Genomic DNA, 17,418 nt, shown 5'->3' on the forward strand with positions numbered 1-17,418 from the left:
CGTGGGAAACGGCAATGAAAGTACCTTCATATTGTGTCAGGGCCTGGATCAGAATGTTAACAGACTGGATGTCCAGGTGGTTGGTTGGCTCATCCAGGATCAGGAAATTGGAATCTGTTGTCAGTGACTTTGCTAAAGCGACCCTTGATTTTTCTCCTCCGGATAATACCCGGATCTTTTTAAATACATCATCGCCCGTAAACAGGAAACAACCTAGAATAGAGCGGAGTTCTGTATCGGTGTGTTTAGGGGCAAAGGCCTGCAGTTCTTCCAGGATGGTATTGTCCAGGTGCAGGGACTCCAATTGGTGCTGGGCAAAGAATGTGGTGGTTACATTGTGCCCGGTTTCACATTTGCCATCAAAGCTTTCTGTACCGGCAATAATTCTTAACAAGGTCGATTTACCTTTTCCGTTTGCTCCAATAAGTGCAATTTTATCTCCTTTTTCGATTACGCCTTCTGCATTCTCCAATATATGAACATTTGGATAGCTTTTATTTGCTTCTTCGATTCTAATGACGTGACGGCCTGAAGGCTTGGTAAACTTGAAGCTGAAGTTAACTGTTGGGTTATCATCATCTACATCTTCTACACGCTCCATTTTGTCGAGGGCCTTCATACGGGACTGGGCCATTTTCGCCTTACTGGCTTTGGCTCTAAAACGTTCGATCAGGCGTTCTTCCTGTTTGATTTTAGCCTGCTGGTTTTTATATTCTCCTTTTTGGATTTCCCCCCGCAGTGCTTTTTCTTCCAGGTAGAAAGAATAGTTTCCGGCGTATGCTGTAAGTTTTCCTTTGCGGGATTCTACCGTACGGTTGACCACTTTATCCAGGAAATATCTATCGTGAGACACGATCACAATGGCACCTTCAAAACTCATTAAATAGGTTTCCAGCCATTTGATGGAGGGTAAGTCCATGTGGTTGGTCGGCTCATCCAGCAAGAGGATGTCTGGGGTCTGTAAGAGGATCTTGGCCAGCATTACACGCATTCTCCATCCTCCGGAGAAAGTATTCAGTGGTCTGTGCTGATCTTCAGTACTGAATCCAAGACCGGCAAGGATTTCATTGGCCCTGTATTCGATATTGTAACCGTCCAGTGCTTCAAATTCCTGTTGTTTATCGCTTAATTTATTTAAGACTTCCTCAGAATAGTCTGTTTCAATTTTTTTGAGCAGCGCTTCAATTTCATCATGAAGCTGGTTTTGGCGTTCAAACGCTTCCATTGCCACGTGCAGAATGCTATGGTGGGAATCGTAAGAAAGAAGATCCTGGTTAAGGTAACCTATTTTAAGATCTTTAGACATGGAAATCGAACCTGAAGAGGGTGCGTATTCTCCAACAATTATTTTTAAAAGGGTAGATTTTCCGGTTCCGTTGGCGCCAATTAAGCCAACTCTGTCACCGGGTTTAATATGCCAGTTTGCTTCATCATATAAAGCTCTGGAGCCTATAAGGAATGTTAAGTCGTTTATCGAAATCATGTGGCTGCAAAAATACGATTTTTACCTACATTAATTTGTTGTGAGGAGGTAAGAATACGCTTATTTATAGCTTTTTATTGGCAGATTCTTTAAAAAGTTAACTGAATGGCTTTGTGATCGATAAAAACGTTCCTATCTTCGCTGCATGTATCGCATAATAAAACCTGTTTTCTTCCAGTTTGATCCGGAAAAAGTACATCACTTTGTAGTTAAAAGACTAAAGTGGTTTAATGATTATTTCCCTTTGGGGAAGACCATTCTGAGAAGTAGTTTTGATGTGAATATAAAGGGCCTGGAACGGGAGGTTTTTGGAATCAAATTCAAGAACCCTGTTGGACTGGCAGCTGGTTTTGATAAAAACGGAGAATATATTGAGGCCTTGAGCAATCTTGGCTTCGGGTTTATCGAAGTGGGGACGGTAACGCCTATGCCTCAGCCAGGAAATGATAAGCCAAGAATGTTCCGTCTGGAAGAAGATCAGGCGATCATTAACCGGATGGGCTTTAATAATAAAGGTGTAGACACCCTTGCAGAACGCTTAAGGATTTTAAAGAAAAAAGATTCCAGTATTGTTATCGGAGGAAATATAGGAAAGAATAAAATAACACCTAATGAAGAGGCAGTTAACGATTATATTAAATGCTTTGACCGTCTTTTTGATGTAGTGGATTATTTTGTGGTGAATGTGAGTTCTCCTAATACACCAGGCTTAAGGGAACTTCAGGAAAAAGAGCCTTTAACCAATTTGCTGAAGACCTTACAGGAGCGAAATTCAAAAAATGGTGTGAGCCGGCCTATCTTATTGAAGATTGCTCCGGATCTGACCAACGATCAATTAAATGATATAGTTGAAATTGTACAGACAACCGGAATAGCTGGTGTTATTGCAACCAATACGACTATTGACCGAAATGGCTTATATACTTCTGAAACGATTACTAAGGAAACAGGAGGTTTAAGCGGTAAGCCTTTAACGAGTCGTTCTACTGAGGTCATCCGTTACCTTTCACAGCAATCTAAAGGTTCATTTCCGATCATCGGTGTGGGGGGGATACATTCACCGGAAGATGCTAAAGAAAAACTGGAAGCAGGGGCTTCTCTGATCCAGCTTTATACTGGTTTTATTTATGAAGGCCCGGGAATCATTAAAAGAATCTGTAAAGGCTTATTGTAAACAATAGCGATAGGCTTAAACAAAAAAGAGGATGGATCATATGATCCATCCTCTTTTTTGTTTCTTTAGAAGACTTAAAGAATCTACTTATGCCTGAGCAGTAAGTTTAGCGATAACAGCGTTGTTGATTGCTAATTGATCTTTAGTTGACTGTTTTGAACGGCTTCCTAATTCAAGATTTGTAGCCAATTTCAAATGTTTTACTTCTAAGCGTGAAGTAGTTTTATTTTTTCTGTCTTTTCTTTTTAATCTTGTAACTGCCATGGTTTTAACCTTTATGTTTTTAATTTAAATAAATCTGGAGGTCGAGAGCGGATTCGAACCGCTGTACGAGGTTTTGCAGACCTCTGCCTAGCCACTCGGCCACTCGACCCTGTTAAATTTCAGGTTGCAAAAATAGCAATTATAAGTTAGTATGCAATTTATTTCTTAAAATTTCTTGAAATATCTGAGCATAAAATCCCAGCAGAAATCGCAACATTCAAAGACTCAGCCAGTCCCACTCTTGGAATCGTAACAGGAAATTGAATAAATTTTTTCACTTCCGTCGTAATTCCTTGTCCTTCGTTTCCTAAAATGAGAATTCCTTCGTTTCCCCATTCCATCTCGTAGCTGCTTTTACCCTCCAGTAATGCGCCAAATATAGGAATATTTACCTTTTCCAGCAACTCAGAAACGTTTTGATAGAAAATATTTACCCGACAGAGTGAACCCATGGTTGCCTGTATGGTTTTAGGATTGTAAACTTCGACTGTATTTAAAGAACAAATTACATTTTTAAACCCGAACCAATCGGCTGTTCTGATGATGGTTCCCAGATTTCCGGGATCCTGTACACCGTCAAGGAGAATGGAAAATGTATTTTTTAGCACTTTGTCATTTACTGGCACACTTTTGGGAATGTGGACCAGTGCCAGTATGCCTTGAGGGGCTTGTAAAGTACTAATCTTGTCCAGTTCGGCATTGTTTACTTCAAATAACTTTATATTTGACGGTAAATTGGGCAGTAAAGACTTATATTCAGCAAGATAATAAATGCTGTGTATTTGATAAGCTGATGGAACAAACTCTATTATTGATTTTATGCCTTCAATAATAAAAATTCCATTTTCTTTACGGAACTTTTTTTGATGTAATGATTTAATAAAACCTATCTGTGATTTTGAAAGCATACTCTAATTATAAAACGAAGATCCAGTTTCCTGCAATATTACTATTTATTATTCTTTTTGTTACTGCATGTTCTTCTACAAAATATATACAGGATTACCAATCCGTTGTAAAAGAGGTGCATATAGATAGTTTACCTCCGAAACTTCAGGAAGAAGCTTTCAGCTATGTGCAAAAAGATATCAGGCCGGCGCCTAAACTGGGCATTAATGTTGGCCTGTACAATCTGTTTTATACTTTGTTTAAAACGAAGTCTGTTGGAAATCCGGCGCCTCTTCTGGACAGCACTCTGGTAGAAATTTCCCGAAATCAGATTGAGAAATTTTTAAATAGTAAAGGCTATTTTAATGCAAAAGTCAGTTCAGACATTACGGTAAAAAAGCAGCGCGCGAAGGTATATTTTAAGGCCAATCCCGGCCCACCATTCTTTGTTAAGAAATTAAGTTACGATATCGAAGATGCCAAAATGAAGGATATCTACTTCAACAGCAAACAGAAATTTACTCATTTAAGGGAAGGAATGCAATATGATGATGACTCCCTTGCTTACGAAAGAGACCAGATCTATGAATTGATGAAGCACCATGGTTATTTTGATTTTGCCAGGCCTTATATTAAGTTTACTGTGGATTCGAATTCTAACAACGGCCAGACAAAGGTGATGTTGATTGTAGACAATCCCGAAGGCAAAAAAGAACATGCACAATTTAAAATTGGGGAAACTAATGTCATTATAGCACCAAGTACAGATGGTTTTCCTGATTCTATACGGTTTAATCCGAAAATTATCAGGGGAACGAGGTTTACAGACCTGTCTGGACATTTCAGGCGCAATCCTATTCTGCGGTATAATTTTATCAGGCAGGGTGAGCTGTATGATAATAAAAATGAAACCTTAACCTACGACAGGCTTTATGAGTTGAACGTCTTTAAAAATGTAAAGATTGATTACATTAAACCTGCTGATAGTCTGAATACGGTAAATCCGGTTATCCGGTTAATACCGCAAAAGCGGATGAGCAACAGGGTGGAGGGAGAGCTGCCTTTTAATGCGGGAACTGTAGGTTTTACGCTTAGTAACACCTACATTAACAACAATATGTTCAGAGGAGCCGAGCGCTTTGAATTTCAGGTTAAAGGTGGGTTGCAATCAAGGTTGGGGCAAGGTAAATCTGTTTTTAATGACGTTTATCAGCGCGATTTCTCTTTAAGTACGAGTTTGGCTGTTCCAAGGCTCATGGTTCCTTTTCATGTACCTGTGATGGGTAAAAATGGAATGCCTTTCACTTCATTTGGTATTAGTTATGTATATGGACTTCAGAAAGACGTTTTTTCAAGAAAAGTATTCCAGACCTCTATAACTTATGACTGGTATGAAACAAAATTTAAAGTGCATTCCTTTACACCTTTGAACTTTGAATACCGGCTGGGATCATTGCTGCTGGATACGGTAAATAATCCGGATAATGCTGCACTGGTCAAAGACAATGCTTATAATCTGATGTTGCTGAACAGGAAGGACATTACCCTGGGTATGAAATACAGCTATACATTGAATCAGGCTAAACTGTTGATTCCTGGTACCTTTGTTTATTTTAGAGGGAATATAGATATTGCAGGAAACATGTTGCAGGGGCTAACCCGCTTGTTTGGAAGTGTACACCATGCTGCTGATGGTGACTATTCTGAAATTCTTGGTTTACCTTATAATCAGTATGTGCGGCCTGAAATTGATTTGAGGTGGTATAAAAACCTTGGTGGTGTAAGACAGTTTGTAGCAAGGATAAATGCCGGTATTGCTGTTGCCTATGGGAATTCTACAGCAATACCCTTTGAAAAGAAATTCTTTGCGGGGGGATCAAGTGGGGTAAGGGCATGGCAAGCGAGAACATTAGGGCCAGGGAATTATAACCGGGCTGTTTTAACTCAGGATCAGCGCACAATTTTGTATGGACTAGATCAATTGGGTGATATGCATATTGAAACCAATTTAGAGTACAGGTATAAAATGCTCAACAAGTTTTTTGGTGCACAGCTTAAAGGAGCAGTTTTTCTGGATGCCGGTAACGTATGGAACGTTTCTTCGGGACAACCCGCTGAAACTTATTTTAAGTTTCAGAAGTTATTCGATCAGATTGCTATCGGAACGGGTGTAGGCTTAAGGTATGACGTCGATTATTTTGTGTTTAGATTTGATATTGGATTAAAACTTAAAGACCCTCAGTTCAGTGGCTCCGATCAGTGGGTGATCGCTAAATACCTGAGCGGGGCAAAAGACTTTAAGAATGAGTATAACACTACCCATGCACCCGATACATATCGTTTTGTGCAGTATAACTTTGGGATAGGGATGCCTTTTTAAAAAAGCTTCTTCAGGCCATCGAATACCGTTTCAAAAAAAGTTGGTATACTCAACCCGTTACTGTGGTTAAAGTAAAAGAAGATCAACAAGAGAATGACAGCAAAGATGAGAAATTTCCTGAACGCAAAGGCCAGCAGAACAATAATGAGCGGGATCAGCACCAGCCACATACTATTGAATGCATAAGGACTCAGATCTCCGTCTTTTTTATACACGTAAACCAGTTTGCTGTGTGTACCCTTATCATTAATGTGTTTAATGTAGACAAAAGAGGAACGTTCCAGTTGAAGGGGCAATATCGCAACACCATCATTGAATTTTAAGGACTGGGTAAAACCGCTTACACTGAAGGTATATATTCCGTTGATCTGTTCCTGAGGTTTGTCCAGAGAATCAGCAGCAATAATGGCCAGTTTGCTGTTTTTCAACAAACTTTCTTTTACAATAAAGTTATTGATATCCGAACGCTGTGCAAAACTGGTACTGGTCAGGAATAACAAAAGGAAAAATAAGTAAGCTGGTCTCATTCTAATGATCGTTTATTGTAAATTAAATATCCCAAATGTAGTAAAACGCCGTTTCTTTTTGTGCGGTCATCGTATAAATTATAACTAAAGCTGATTGGCCCTACAGGAGTATGGTATACAAGCCCTGCAGTTCCTGCATAATGCCATTTGCTGAACGCTTTGTTGTTGTCTACGTCCTGGAATCCTTCCTGCTGTATTTCTTTGTAGGGTAGAAATACATAGGCTTCCAGTCTAAGGTCAAGGTTCCGTTTTAAAGTATAGACGTTTTTTAGCCCTCCTGCAAGGTAACTCGCCGCTCTGAATTTCTCCAGGAATAGGGATCTGCTGTCTTGCAATGGGTAGAAAGCGGGGGCAACCAGTAATGTGGAGTAATAGTTTGAAAATAAGGGTAAATTGGAAAGTACAGCTTCTGCAAGGTAACCAAGACTATAGTTGTTCTTGTGAAAAAAGTAATTTTCATCACTGATTTTAACGCTGCCCCAATTTTTGTTGTGGCTCTGTTCGTCCAGTTCCTCATAGAAAGAAGCATTCCTTGCAATATTTCCTGGGGTATAATTCTCTTTGCCTGTATAGTAATTAACGCTTAAAGTGAAATTTCTTCCTTTGTTGGGATACTGCTTCCGGTTAAAGGTATTTTGTTCAAAAGTGAGGTTCGGCCTGAATCCGTTAAAGGTGGTTCGGTCAAGGATATCGCCTACGTTAAAGGTATTGGTGGGGCTGTAGTGGTCGGAGTTATTGAATGCTGCAGCGCTGAGTGTTATTTTGGTTCCTCTATTTAAGGGGATGCCAAATTTAAAGTCTATTTTTCTGTCTGTCTGTTCTATATAAGTTGGACTTGGGTTTTCAATAAAAATGGAACTGGTGCTGTAATAGTTAAAGTGGTTAAAGGTCATCTCTGCGGCCAGGAACATAGGTAAACTGGTTGGGAAATCAACCCGGGCATTCAATTGGGCGGCCTCATAAAACCTGCCCGAATAGAAATTTACCCCAAAGGTGTAGGCTTTTCTGTTGAGATAATTGTATTGTACACCTAAATAAACATTGCTGATGGGCCGGGTGGATATATTGCCTCCCAGGTCTATTTTAAAGCTTCTTTTTGGCCTGGCTACGATTTCAAAGGTATAGCTGTCTGAGGGTTGGTTATAGGAAATTTTGGGGTAAACGGTTTCGAAAGTTTCATCTGCAACCAGTTTGTAATAGCCTTGTTTAATGTCAGAGAGGTTAAATGTCGCTTTATCTTTCTTGAACAGACGTTCTATGTATTTTTTTTGCTGCTCATTGACACCACTTACGCTGATGGAGCTAAAAAAGAGGTCTGGCTTTTTATTGTTGAAGTTGTTTCTTTTGATGCTAAGATCTTCAGGTTTTGTTCTTCTGGTTATGGCTTTTTTGATCTGGGCCATATTCGCTATTGCCGCATCATAACCTTGTTTGATCAGGTCTGCTACCGGATAAAAATTAGTGGAGGTGTAGTCGGTAAGATTGGGCTGCACATAAATTCCATTTTCTCCTATCATTGTAGAATCAGATTTAGCCAGGAACATATAGATCAGCGACCGGTTGAGTAAGCGGTCTCCATTGTCTTTAGGGTATTCCTTAAATGTTTTAGAAGATACGTTTACCCCGATAACATAGTCTGGTTTAAATTCCTTTTTCATAATGTCTACCGGAAAATTGTTATAAATTCCTCCGTCAAAAACATATTTTCCATCTACCCGAATAGGTCTGTAGACAAATGGAACGGTCATGGTCGCCCTCACGGCTTCTGCCAGACTTCCGTTTTTGAGGGTAATACTGTTTTGCAGCAGTACATCGGAAACCATACAACGGTAGGGGATAAATAAGTTGTCGAAATTATCTTTAGCAACAGCCGATGCCTGAGAAAAAAGTTCGAGCAGTGCAAAATTTAAAGGAATATCATTTACAAGGTTGGACCTGAAACTGATCCGTAGACTGGTGTCTATGCTCAGTTTTGCAGATAAGGCAGAAGCATTTACATTGTTCTTTTGGAAAAACAGACTGTAATCGCTGGTGTATTTTCCGCTTACCCAGTCTTGAAAATCCTTGCTGAGTGCTATTTTTTCCATCTGTGCAGGCGTATAACCTGCGGCATACATGGCGCCAACTATTCCTCCCATAGAGGTTCCTGTGATATAATCTATTGGAATGTTGTTCTCTTCCAGGGCTTTGAGTGTACCTATATGAGCGAGCCCTTTTGCACCACCACCACTTAAAACCAAACCGACTTTTTGCGCATGACCATATAATGCACAAAAAGTGAATAAAACCGGCAAGAGGTATTTGTAAGATATCACATCCTAAAAATAGGATTTTCGATGATCAAATCCTTGATTTGTTTTAATTTAAGGTGTAGATGCTATAGGTGAGGAGTGCTGCGAAACTTACCCATAGTATATAAGGAATAAAAAGTAGCCCGGCCAATTTATCGATCTTGTAAAATACCCTGGCATTGGTGATGATAACAGCGAGTAAAATGAAAATCTCAATCAATGCCATGCCTATTTCCCTGGCATAGAAAAATATAAAAGACCACATTAAGTTCAAGATGAGCTGTATGAAATAAAGGGCTAACGTGCGTGGGAAGTGTGCAATTTGCTCTCTTTTTCTCCAAACCAGGTAGGCTGAGATACCCATCAGAATAAAGAGAGATGTCCATACTGGTGGAAAAATAGTATTGGGCGGATTAAATGAAGGTTTAATTAATGTAGGATACCATGTTTTTACAGAAGTTGCAGTTAATAAACCACCTAATGCTCCAATGGCAAGGGGGATGGCCAGGTTAAGAAGAAAAGCGCCTATGTGAAAAGGTTTGTTCTGTGCAGCCATGAGGATAAGTTTAATTCCTGTATAATCAACAAAAGCTGTCAGGATTGACAGCTTTTGTTGGAAATGTGCCCCTGGAGGGATTCGAACCCCCATCGATGGTACCGGAAACCATAATTCTATCCATTGAACTACAGGGACAATTTGCGCAAAGATATAAAAAAAACACAATTGTAAATCTAAATTATAAAGTATTGTAAAAGACAATCTTTTTTTGTCTGTTTTTGTGTTTTGTTGCCAGGTCAATTACAAGAATATAGAATTTCAGTGTTTGTTTTGTCCGTTTGAAGCTGAGTTGCAGTGGAAGAATGCCGGATAGTATTGATATTTGGAAAGCGTTCTATATTTGTAGCCTATGATGTCAAAAAAACTTATAGATAACCTGCTCAGGGCGAGCAGTTGGTTTTCGGTTGGTCTGGGCATTTTTGTGTTCAGTGCAGTTTTAATGGAGGTTGGCAGTGTGACAGATGCGCTGGGAAGAGCTGTTTTTACCTTGTCGTCACTGTTTACCGCATGTATGTGTAATCTGGTGGTGATCTGGTTGTTCGAAAGAATGAAGCTTACGGAAGCTCCTCAGTTTACCATTTGCCGATATGCAGTGAGTATGATCCTTATGCTTCTTGTTTCAAGTGGGTTCAATATTTTATATATAGAGCTAAACAGGATTGGCTGGCTACCTCAAACGCCCCTGCTCAGGTTTTCACAGACCAAGTTCTATTTGTACACCATTGTTCAGACGGCGATGATGAGTGGAATCATCTGGATCCTTCATGGTTATATTCTGGAACAGGATGCCAAGGTAAGGGCCGAACTGGAAAACTCTCGTCTGATGGCCAGCAGAACAGAGGCTGCTTATCAATTGCTGTTGCAGCAGATCCACCCTCATTTTCTATTTAATGCCCTCAATACACTTAAATCAATGATCAGAAAATATCCCGACCAGGCTGAAGATTATTTGATCCGCTTGTCTGATTTCCTGCGTGCGTCTTTATCTACAGGTAACCAGGAAATCAGCAGCCTGAAAGATGAATTGAAGCTTTGCGAAGATTATCTCGAAATGCAGCGCATCAGGTTAGGCAGTGCCCTGCAAGTCAGGATCGATATAGGGGAAAATGAATACAGTGATAGTATGCTGCCCGTTTTTTCTCTGCAGCCTTTGCTGGAGAATGCCATAAAACATAATGAACTTACAGAAGAATCTCCGTTACACATCGATATTTCAGTAGAAGATGACTGGATCACCATTCAGAATAATGTCAAAATAAAAACGATCACAGAAAATTCCACAGGAAGCGGGCTGGCTAATATTTCTGAACGCCATAAATTACTTACCGGTCTAAATATCAGGATTAAAGATACAGGTCCTGAATTTTCTGTAAGTCTCAAAATGCTCAAACAAATTTAATCAGCAAAGCTTTATATGAAGATTGTAATTATAGAAGATGAGAAACTAACCGCTGAACACCTGGCAGATATCATACAACTGGTCGATCCTGGAATGGAGATTGTTGCCTACTTGCGCTCAGTAAAACAGGCTGTAGAGTATTTTACACTGAACTCAACTCCCGATTTGATTTTTAGTGATATTCAGTTAGGGGATGGGCTGAGCTTTGAGATTTATGAAGCCACCGGTATACAGGTACCTGTTATTTTTTGTACGGCTTATGATGAATATGCTTTGAATGCTTTTCAGGTAAATGGGATCGATTACATTTTAAAACCTTTCAATAGAGATTCTATTGCGAAAGCACTGCAGAAATATCAATTGCTTAAACAGAGTTTTTCGAATAAACAAATTTCTTACGAGGGTATCCTGGAATTGTTTTCCAGGCAGATAGCTCCCAAGGCTTCGAGCATCCTGGTTCATTATAAAGACAAGATCGTTCCAGTTAAAATGGATGGAATCGCTTTATTTTACATTGAACATGAAGAGCCACGCCTGCTCACACTGAACCAGGAAACCTATCCGATAGGGAAAAACCTGGAGGAACTGGAGAAGCTGACTGGATCAGGTTTTTTTAGAGTAAACCGTCAGTTCCTGGTCAACAGGAAAGCCATAAAAGATGCAGCGCATTTTTTTTCCAGAAAACTGATCCTGAACCTGAATATCCCTTTTGACCAGCAGATCACTGTGAGCAAGGAAAAAACACCTTCATTTTTAGACTGGCTTTCCCGAAGCCATTAGTCCGGTGATTCAAACGCATTTTTGTCCGTTTCAGTCCATATTAGCTGGTTTTGTCTTTTTATTAAACTGATCTTTAGATTCCCCGGAAATAATAAGATTATGTTAGACGAAGAAGCGCATAAAGAATGATGTACATTACTATTTTTAAAACCTCGGTCCCAGACAGGGAGAGTCTGGTATGGATTGGGCCGACACTGGATTCTGCTTTTGGGAAAGGAAACTGGTCTTTTGCCTTTGAAGATACTGATAAAATATTACGTGTAGTAAGCCGTGCACCATGTACGGAAACTGCTTTACGTTTGTTGTCGGCATATGGATTTTTAGGTGAAGAACTTCCTTATTCTCTCGACGAATTTAAGGTGTAATCCGGCTTTTTTTTCTTTTGTTGCACTCAACTGCTAAAATTCCTGGCCCTTATGAGCAATTGTTAATAATTAACTTTAAGGTTGGAATGAATTTTGGGTAATAAAAATGGCATTATTGAAAATAAAACCTCACTTTTGCAATCCTGATAAAGCAACAGAAGCATGTAAAAAATAGTCGAATTATTTTATGGAAGAATTAATTGTTGAAGAAGTAGTTGAGCTGATTGAGAAGGGCGACGATGCACAATTAAAAGTTTATTTAGATGATCTGAACATTTCAGATGTAGAACATCTGATAGATGAGCTTCCCCAGCATGCAGTAAAATTTATAGATACTTTATCTATAAAGAGGGCGGTAAACGTTTTCAGGATTCTTGACTTTCCTACACAGGAAAGAATTCTTAAAAAACTTTCTGGTGTTAAACTGGCAGAACTGATTAACCTGATGCCGCCGGATGACCGGACGGCCTTGTTTAGCGAACTTAAGGGAGATGCGGTTGCCAAGCTGATCAAGTTGCTTCCGGCAAAAGATCGTGTAGAGGCACTTTCTCTGTTGGGCTATAAAGAAGATAGTGTGGGTCGTTTGATGACGCCGGATTATGTTGCTGTAAAAAAAGACTGGACAGTAACCCGGGTTTTGGAACATATCAGACGTTTTGGAAAGGATTCTGAAACGATCGATGTGATCTACGTGATTGATAAAGGCGGTGTACTTTTAGATGATATCCGGATCAGGGAGATTCTCCTGGCAGATCCGGAAGCCAAAATTGGAGATCTGGCGGATAACCGTTCTATTGCGTTAAATGTGAACGATCCGCAGGAGGAGGCGATCAATGTATTCAGAATGAACAACCGTGTGGCTTTGCCTGTGGTTGACGATAACGATGTATTACTTGGTATTGTAACTGTAGATGATATTCTATGGATTGCAAATGAGGAGTATACAGAGGATATGCATAAAATAGGGGGTACTGAGGCATTGGATGAACCTTACCTGGATATGCCTCTTTTTGGTTTGGTGAAGAAAAGGATTGGCTGGCTCGTTATTTTATTTCTAGGTGAAATGCTTACCGCTACTGCCATGGCACATTTCGAAGCTGATATTGCAAAGGCAGTTGTGCTGGCTATGTTTGTGCCCCTGATTATCTCGAGTGGTGGTAACAGCGGTTCTCAGGCTTCAACATTGATTATTCAGGCCATGGCGCTTGGTGAGATTACTGTAGCGGATTGGTGGAGGGTAATGAGAAGAGAGATTCTTTCTGGTTTGATGCTGGGGATTGCACTCGGTGTAATTGGATTTTTAAGGATCTTTGTTTGGACCATGTTCTCTGATATGTATGGACCACACTGGATTTTGATTGGTTGTACCGTAGGTGTAGCGCTGGTTGGTGTCGTTTTGTGGGGATCACTATCTGGTTCCATGTTACCCTTACTATTGAAGAAACTTGGGGCCGACCCGGCAACTTCTTCCGCTCCGTTTGTGGCAACACTGGTTGATGTAACCGGACTGATCATTTATTTTTCTGTTGCAGTGATGTTTTTAAAAGGAGTGCTGCTCTGATTTTCGGAGAGATTATATACAAAAAAAGCAGTTCCATATGGAACTGCTTTTTTTGTATATAAGTTTTAATTCTATGTTTTAAACATTGAAACGGAAGTGCATGATATCACCGTCTTCCACCACATAAGTTTTTCCTTCTACGCCTAATTTACCAGCGTCTTTACAAGCATTTTCAGACCCCAGGGTTACAAAATCATTGTATTTGATCACCTCCGCACGGATAAATCCTTTTTCAAAGTCTGTGTGGATCACACCTGCAGCCTGAGGGGCTGTAAAACCTTTGGTAATGGTCCAGGCCCTTACTTCCTGTACACCGGCAGTGAAATAGGTATAAAGGTCTAATAAGCGATAAGCTGCACGGATCAATTTATTGACACCTGATTCTGTTAATCCAAGATCTGCCAGGAATTCCTGACGCTCTTCATAGCTTTCCAGTTCAGCAATTTCAGATTCAATTTTGGCAGAGATCACCAATACTTCCGCATTTTCATCTTTTACGGCTTCTTTAACCCTGTCTACGTAAGCATTTCCGTTGATCACAGAGTTCTCATCAACATTACAAACGTACATTACAGGTTTTTGCGTCAATAAGCCCAGATCTTGAATAAACTCAAAATCATCAGCATCAACAGCTGCCGAACGAACAGATTTGCCAGATTCCAGGTGGGTTTTAATAATACTCAGTACATCAAAAGTTCTTTTGGCATCTTTATCTGTTTTTGCCATTTTTTCCACTTTCTGGATGCGTTTGGTTACTGTATCGAGATCTTTCAACTGTAATTCAGTATCGATAATCTCTTTATCACGGATCGGATCAACAGAACCATCTACGTGGATCACATTTCCGTCATCAAAACAACGCAGCACGTGAATAATAGCATTGGTTGCCCGAATATTTCCAAGAAACTGATTACCCAGACCTTCGCCTTTGGATGCCCCTTTTACCAAACCGGCAATGTCTACGATTTCAATGGTGTTGGGAACAACACGGTTTGGCTTTACCAGCTCTTCCAGTTTGGTTAGCCTGTCGTCGGGAACAGTGATTACGCCAATATTAGGCTCTATAGTACAAAAAGGAAAGTTTGCTGCCTGAGCTTTTGCGTTCGATAAACAGTTAAATAAGGTAGATTTCCCAACATTCGGTAAACCTACTATACCACATTGTAATGCCATGAATAGTTTTGTCTTAATTTGGCGCAAAGGTACCAATTTTTTTTAATTCAGGCAATGAATAAACTTGCAGGGAAGGCAAATAATAATTATGTTTATAAAACTGAAAATATAAATTAACATTATCACTATGGAAAATTTCGAAGAAACTGAAGAGACGAACGCATTGCCCGAGAACGAAACTCCTGTTGAACAGCCAGAGATCAAACTCATTGTAACTGAAGATATTCGCAGTTATCTTTATGATATGGCAAAATGGACCAAGTTTCTGGGGATATTTGGATTTGTGATTTCAGCCTTGCTGGTGATGTGTGCATTTGGCGCAACTGCTTTTATTGCTTTTCTTTCAAAATACAGTCCGGGAACGCAGATGGGATCTTTAGGTGCTGGATTTATTATGGTCTATTTTATATTCCTGGCACTTTTATATTTCTATCCGAGCCTGATGTTATTCAAGCATGCAACTGCCACTCAGAAAGCTGTTTTATATGGGGACCAACTTAGTCTAAGTGCTTCGATGAGCAATCTGAAGTCTTTTTTTAAGTTTTGGGGAGTCCTGCTCATTGTACTTATTGCAATGTATGTTCTGATTTTTGTCTTTGCAGGTATAGCAGGTATTGCAGGTACAGCTATGGGAGGACATTAACAAGAAGCTCGTTTTGATAAAAGAGGCCGTTATCCGGCCTCTTTTATATCTGATCAAATAAAAACAGGTGTTCTGTTTTCTACATGATATTTAAAATTTTTAATTTCCTTTTTTAGCAAATGCTCAAAATAAGGATTAAGTATCCTGGACAATCCGATTCCGAGCCCGCCACCCAGTGGCCGGTAGGAGAGTACAATTTTTAACAAGGTATTCCGGCCGCCAGCTAAAGGCTCAAACTCCACCCGGCCCACATGCTGGAAAAGAGAGCCGCGGTCTGATCTCCATCCGATAAGACGTCCAGGCTCATCTTTAACGATTTCTGCATTCCATTCTACAGAAAAAAGGTTGCCAAGCACATTGGACTTCCAGGTGGATAGTTTTTCGTCTACCACTTTCACATCAAGCAAACGTTTAATGCCGTGAGGAAGTTGATTTAAATTTCTCCATTGAGTATATACCTCTTGCGCCGGCAGATCAATTTCGAATTCTCCCCGAATGTTTACCGCATGAGGTTTATTGCTGTCTATACCAAGGTAATCATAAAAGAAGCATTTTCCGGTTATACCACGATAGGCGAGATAAGCCCCGTACAAAATCCTGGATTTAAATGGGTTTTTGAGGGTACTTCCAATTAATATGCCGCCAAGTAATAAAGAAAACAGGCGCTCATTTGCTCCTACATTCTCGTAGTGGTGTTTTTCGATAGAAAATTTTCCCGAACGGGGTTTAAGGGTGTGAAGTTTTAGCTCAGTCATACCAGAATAGTTTGATTGAGATATAAACAGATAAAATGCATTTGTGTTTGAACACCTAAAAAAAATGTGTTTGACAGGGAGCGTCAAGACCTGCCAATCTTTAACGCCCCTGTGCAAACACGACCTAACCAACCGGAGATCCCGCTCCGGTTATCGTTTATGCCCCTGCTTCAGCAACGGGCTTTATCGTTTCTTTTACTTTTTTCTGGTAAGACCAGTAAAATACTATGGGATAAACAAACAAACAGAATATCGTATTGGTAATTAATCCACCTATTACCACAATTGCCAAGGGTTTAGAAGCTTCAGAACCGATTCCAGTTGACAGAGCAGCCGGCATCAAACCAATAGCAGCCATCATAGCCGTCATAATTACAGGTCTGAGTCTTGCCGCTACACCATCTTTGACAGCATCAGCAAAAGTCCAGGTTGGATGATGCTTGAGTTCTGTAATATTGCTCTTGAACCTGGTGATCAGGATCACACCGTTCTGTACGCAAATACCAAACAAGGCAATAAAACCTATACCTGCAGAGATGTTAAAGTTTACATGTGTAATTAACAGCGCCAGAATACCACCAATCAAAGCAAATGGCACATTGTTCAGTACAAGTAAGGAGTCTTTAATATTACCAAATAATACAAACAGAATAAAAAAGATCAGCAGTAAACTGATAGGGACAGCCTGCGATAACCTGGCAGTAGCCCTTTGCTGATTTTCAAAATCTCCCGCCCATTCCAGTTTATACTCCTTAGGGAGTTTGATCTGTGCATTTACTTTGGCCTGTGCTTCTGCTATAGTGCTACCCATATCACGTCCTCTTATGGAGAACTTGATGGCACCATATCTTTGATGTCTGTCCCGGTAGATAATGCTAGGGCCAGTAATTTTGCTAATGGTAGAGATCTCACTCAAAGGTACTTTTGCTCCTGAAAGTGTTGGGATGCGGAGTGCTCCGATGGATGCCTCATCCTTCCTGAAATCTTCCGGGTACCGGATCCTAAGGTCAAATTTACGTTCCCCTTCATAGATTTGAGTTGCCGCTTTACCACCTATTGCCATTTCGATAATGGAGTTGGCATCATCTGTCCTTACGCCGTACAGAGCCATTTTACTCTGATCAAGTTTGATCTGTAATTCTGGCTGGCCTAGGTTTTTTAAAATCCCTAAATCCT

The 17,418-nt window shown here is 40.1% G+C and carries 16 protein-coding genes and 2 tRNA genes; 7 read left to right on the plus strand and 11 right to left on the minus strand.

Features of this window, described 5'->3' with window-relative positions; genetic code table 11:
• Nucleotides 1-1,483: ABC-F family ATP-binding cassette domain-containing protein (locus tag VNZ46_RS02695; protein ID WP_325558530.1), on the minus strand; the 1,483-nt coding region annotated here is incomplete at its 3' end.
• A gap of 145 nt (nucleotides 1,484-1,628) precedes the next feature.
• On the opposite strand from VNZ46_RS02695, the gene VNZ46_RS02700 reads away from it, so the two are divergent.
• Nucleotides 1,629-2,657: a quinone-dependent dihydroorotate dehydrogenase gene (locus tag VNZ46_RS02700; protein WP_325558531.1), complete on the plus strand. Its 1,029-nt coding sequence runs from the start codon at nucleotides 1,629-1,631 to the stop codon at nucleotides 2,655-2,657.
• Between the two features lie 87 nt (nucleotides 2,658-2,744).
• On the opposite strand, the gene VNZ46_RS02705 is transcribed toward VNZ46_RS02700, so the two are convergent.
• The 3 genes from VNZ46_RS02705 to VNZ46_RS02715 all read right to left on the minus strand — a co-directional run bounded on the left by VNZ46_RS02705 (nucleotide 2,745) and on the right by VNZ46_RS02715 (nucleotide 3,829).
• A complete protein-coding gene (locus VNZ46_RS02705) occupies nucleotides 2,745-2,921 on the minus strand; it encodes a spore protein (protein ID WP_108551813.1) in 177 nt (58 codons plus the stop codon).
• 35 nt (nucleotides 2,922-2,956) lie between these two features.
• Nucleotides 2,957-3,030, minus strand: a tRNA-Cys gene (locus VNZ46_RS02710).
• A gap of 49 nt (nucleotides 3,031-3,079) precedes the next feature.
• On the minus strand, nucleotides 3,080-3,829 hold the full coding sequence (locus tag VNZ46_RS02715) for a TrmH family RNA methyltransferase (protein WP_133777833.1): 750 nt from the start codon (nucleotides 3,827-3,829) through the stop codon (nucleotides 3,080-3,082).
• Here VNZ46_RS02715 and VNZ46_RS02720 point away from each other — a divergent pair.
• Nucleotides 3,814-6,189 (plus strand): BamA/TamA family outer membrane protein, encoded by a 2,376-nt coding sequence (locus tag VNZ46_RS02720; RefSeq protein ID WP_325558534.1) that lies wholly within the window; start codon nucleotides 3,814-3,816, stop codon nucleotides 6,187-6,189. The two genes, VNZ46_RS02715 and VNZ46_RS02720, sit on opposite strands and share 16 nt — an antisense overlap.
• Here VNZ46_RS02720 and VNZ46_RS02725 read toward each other — a convergent pair.
• The 4 genes from VNZ46_RS02725 to VNZ46_RS02740 all read right to left on the minus strand — a co-directional run bounded on the left by VNZ46_RS02725 (nucleotide 6,186) and on the right by VNZ46_RS02740 (nucleotide 9,701).
• Complete coding sequence (locus tag VNZ46_RS02725) at nucleotides 6,186-6,716, minus strand: hypothetical protein (protein WP_325558536.1); 531 nt, start codon at nucleotides 6,714-6,716, stop codon at nucleotides 6,186-6,188. The two genes, VNZ46_RS02720 and VNZ46_RS02725, sit on opposite strands and share 4 nt — an antisense overlap.
• The gene (locus tag VNZ46_RS02730) at nucleotides 6,713-9,031 is read right to left on the minus strand and encodes a patatin-like phospholipase family protein (protein ID WP_325558538.1); all 2,319 of its coding nucleotides are present in this window, start codon (nucleotides 9,029-9,031) and stop codon (nucleotides 6,713-6,715) included. Before VNZ46_RS02730 ends, VNZ46_RS02725 begins: the two co-directional genes overlap by 4 nt.
• Nucleotides 9,032-9,074: 43 nt before the next feature.
• Nucleotides 9,075-9,563 (minus strand): TspO/MBR family protein, encoded by a 489-nt coding sequence (locus VNZ46_RS02735; protein WP_325558540.1) that lies wholly within the window; start codon nucleotides 9,561-9,563, stop codon nucleotides 9,075-9,077.
• 66 nt (nucleotides 9,564-9,629) lie between these two features.
• Nucleotides 9,630-9,701: transfer RNA gene (locus VNZ46_RS02740), tRNA-Arg, on the minus strand.
• Nucleotides 9,702-9,915: 214 nt separating this feature from the next.
• Here VNZ46_RS02740 and VNZ46_RS02745 point away from each other — a divergent pair.
• From VNZ46_RS02745 to mgtE, 4 genes are all read left to right on the plus strand, one after another.
• The gene (locus tag VNZ46_RS02745) at nucleotides 9,916-10,965 is read left to right on the plus strand and encodes a sensor histidine kinase (protein ID WP_325558541.1); all 1,050 of its coding nucleotides are present in this window, start codon (nucleotides 9,916-9,918) and stop codon (nucleotides 10,963-10,965) included.
• Between the two features lie 15 nt (nucleotides 10,966-10,980).
• Nucleotides 10,981-11,745, plus strand: a complete 765-nt coding sequence (locus VNZ46_RS02750; protein ID WP_325558542.1) for a LytTR family DNA-binding domain-containing protein — start codon at nucleotides 10,981-10,983, stop codon at nucleotides 11,743-11,745.
• A 125-nt stretch (nucleotides 11,746-11,870) separates the two neighbouring features.
• Entirely contained in the window at nucleotides 11,871-12,110 is a 240-nt protein-coding gene (locus VNZ46_RS02755; RefSeq protein WP_325558543.1) for a hypothetical protein, read from the plus strand.
• Nucleotides 12,111-12,297: 187 nt separating this feature from the next.
• The gene (gene mgtE, locus VNZ46_RS02760; RefSeq protein ID WP_133777830.1) at nucleotides 12,298-13,671 is read left to right on the plus strand and encodes a magnesium transporter; all 1,374 of its coding nucleotides are present in this window, start codon (nucleotides 12,298-12,300) and stop codon (nucleotides 13,669-13,671) included.
• 78 nt (nucleotides 13,672-13,749) lie between these two features.
• Here mgtE and ychF read toward each other — a convergent pair whose 3' ends face one another.
• Nucleotides 13,750-14,844, minus strand: coding sequence for a redox-regulated ATPase YchF (gene ychF, locus VNZ46_RS02765; RefSeq protein ID WP_325558544.1), 1,095 nt, complete (start codon nucleotides 14,842-14,844; stop codon nucleotides 13,750-13,752).
• Nucleotides 14,845-14,971: 127 nt separating this feature from the next.
• Between ychF and VNZ46_RS02770 the strand changes: the two genes are divergently transcribed.
• On the plus strand, nucleotides 14,972-15,487 hold the full coding sequence (locus tag VNZ46_RS02770) for a DUF5362 family protein (RefSeq protein ID WP_325558545.1): 516 nt from the start codon (nucleotides 14,972-14,974) through the stop codon (nucleotides 15,485-15,487).
• Between the two features lie 53 nt (nucleotides 15,488-15,540).
• On the opposite strand, the gene VNZ46_RS02775 is transcribed toward VNZ46_RS02770, so the two are convergent.
• Together VNZ46_RS02775 and VNZ46_RS02780 are read right to left on the minus strand one after the other, a co-directional pair.
• Nucleotides 15,541-16,242: an SRPBCC family protein gene (locus VNZ46_RS02775; RefSeq protein WP_325558546.1), complete on the minus strand. Its 702-nt coding sequence runs from the start codon at nucleotides 16,240-16,242 to the stop codon at nucleotides 15,541-15,543.
• A 157-nt stretch (nucleotides 16,243-16,399) separates the two neighbouring features.
• Nucleotides 16,400-17,418 (minus strand): efflux RND transporter permease subunit (locus tag VNZ46_RS02780; protein ID WP_325558548.1); only part of this gene is annotated, 1,019 nt, incomplete at its 5' end.

Origin of the sequence: Pedobacter sp., assembly GCF_035566355.1 — a bacterium.
GTDB lineage: Bacteria > Bacteroidota > Bacteroidia > Sphingobacteriales > Sphingobacteriaceae > Pedobacter.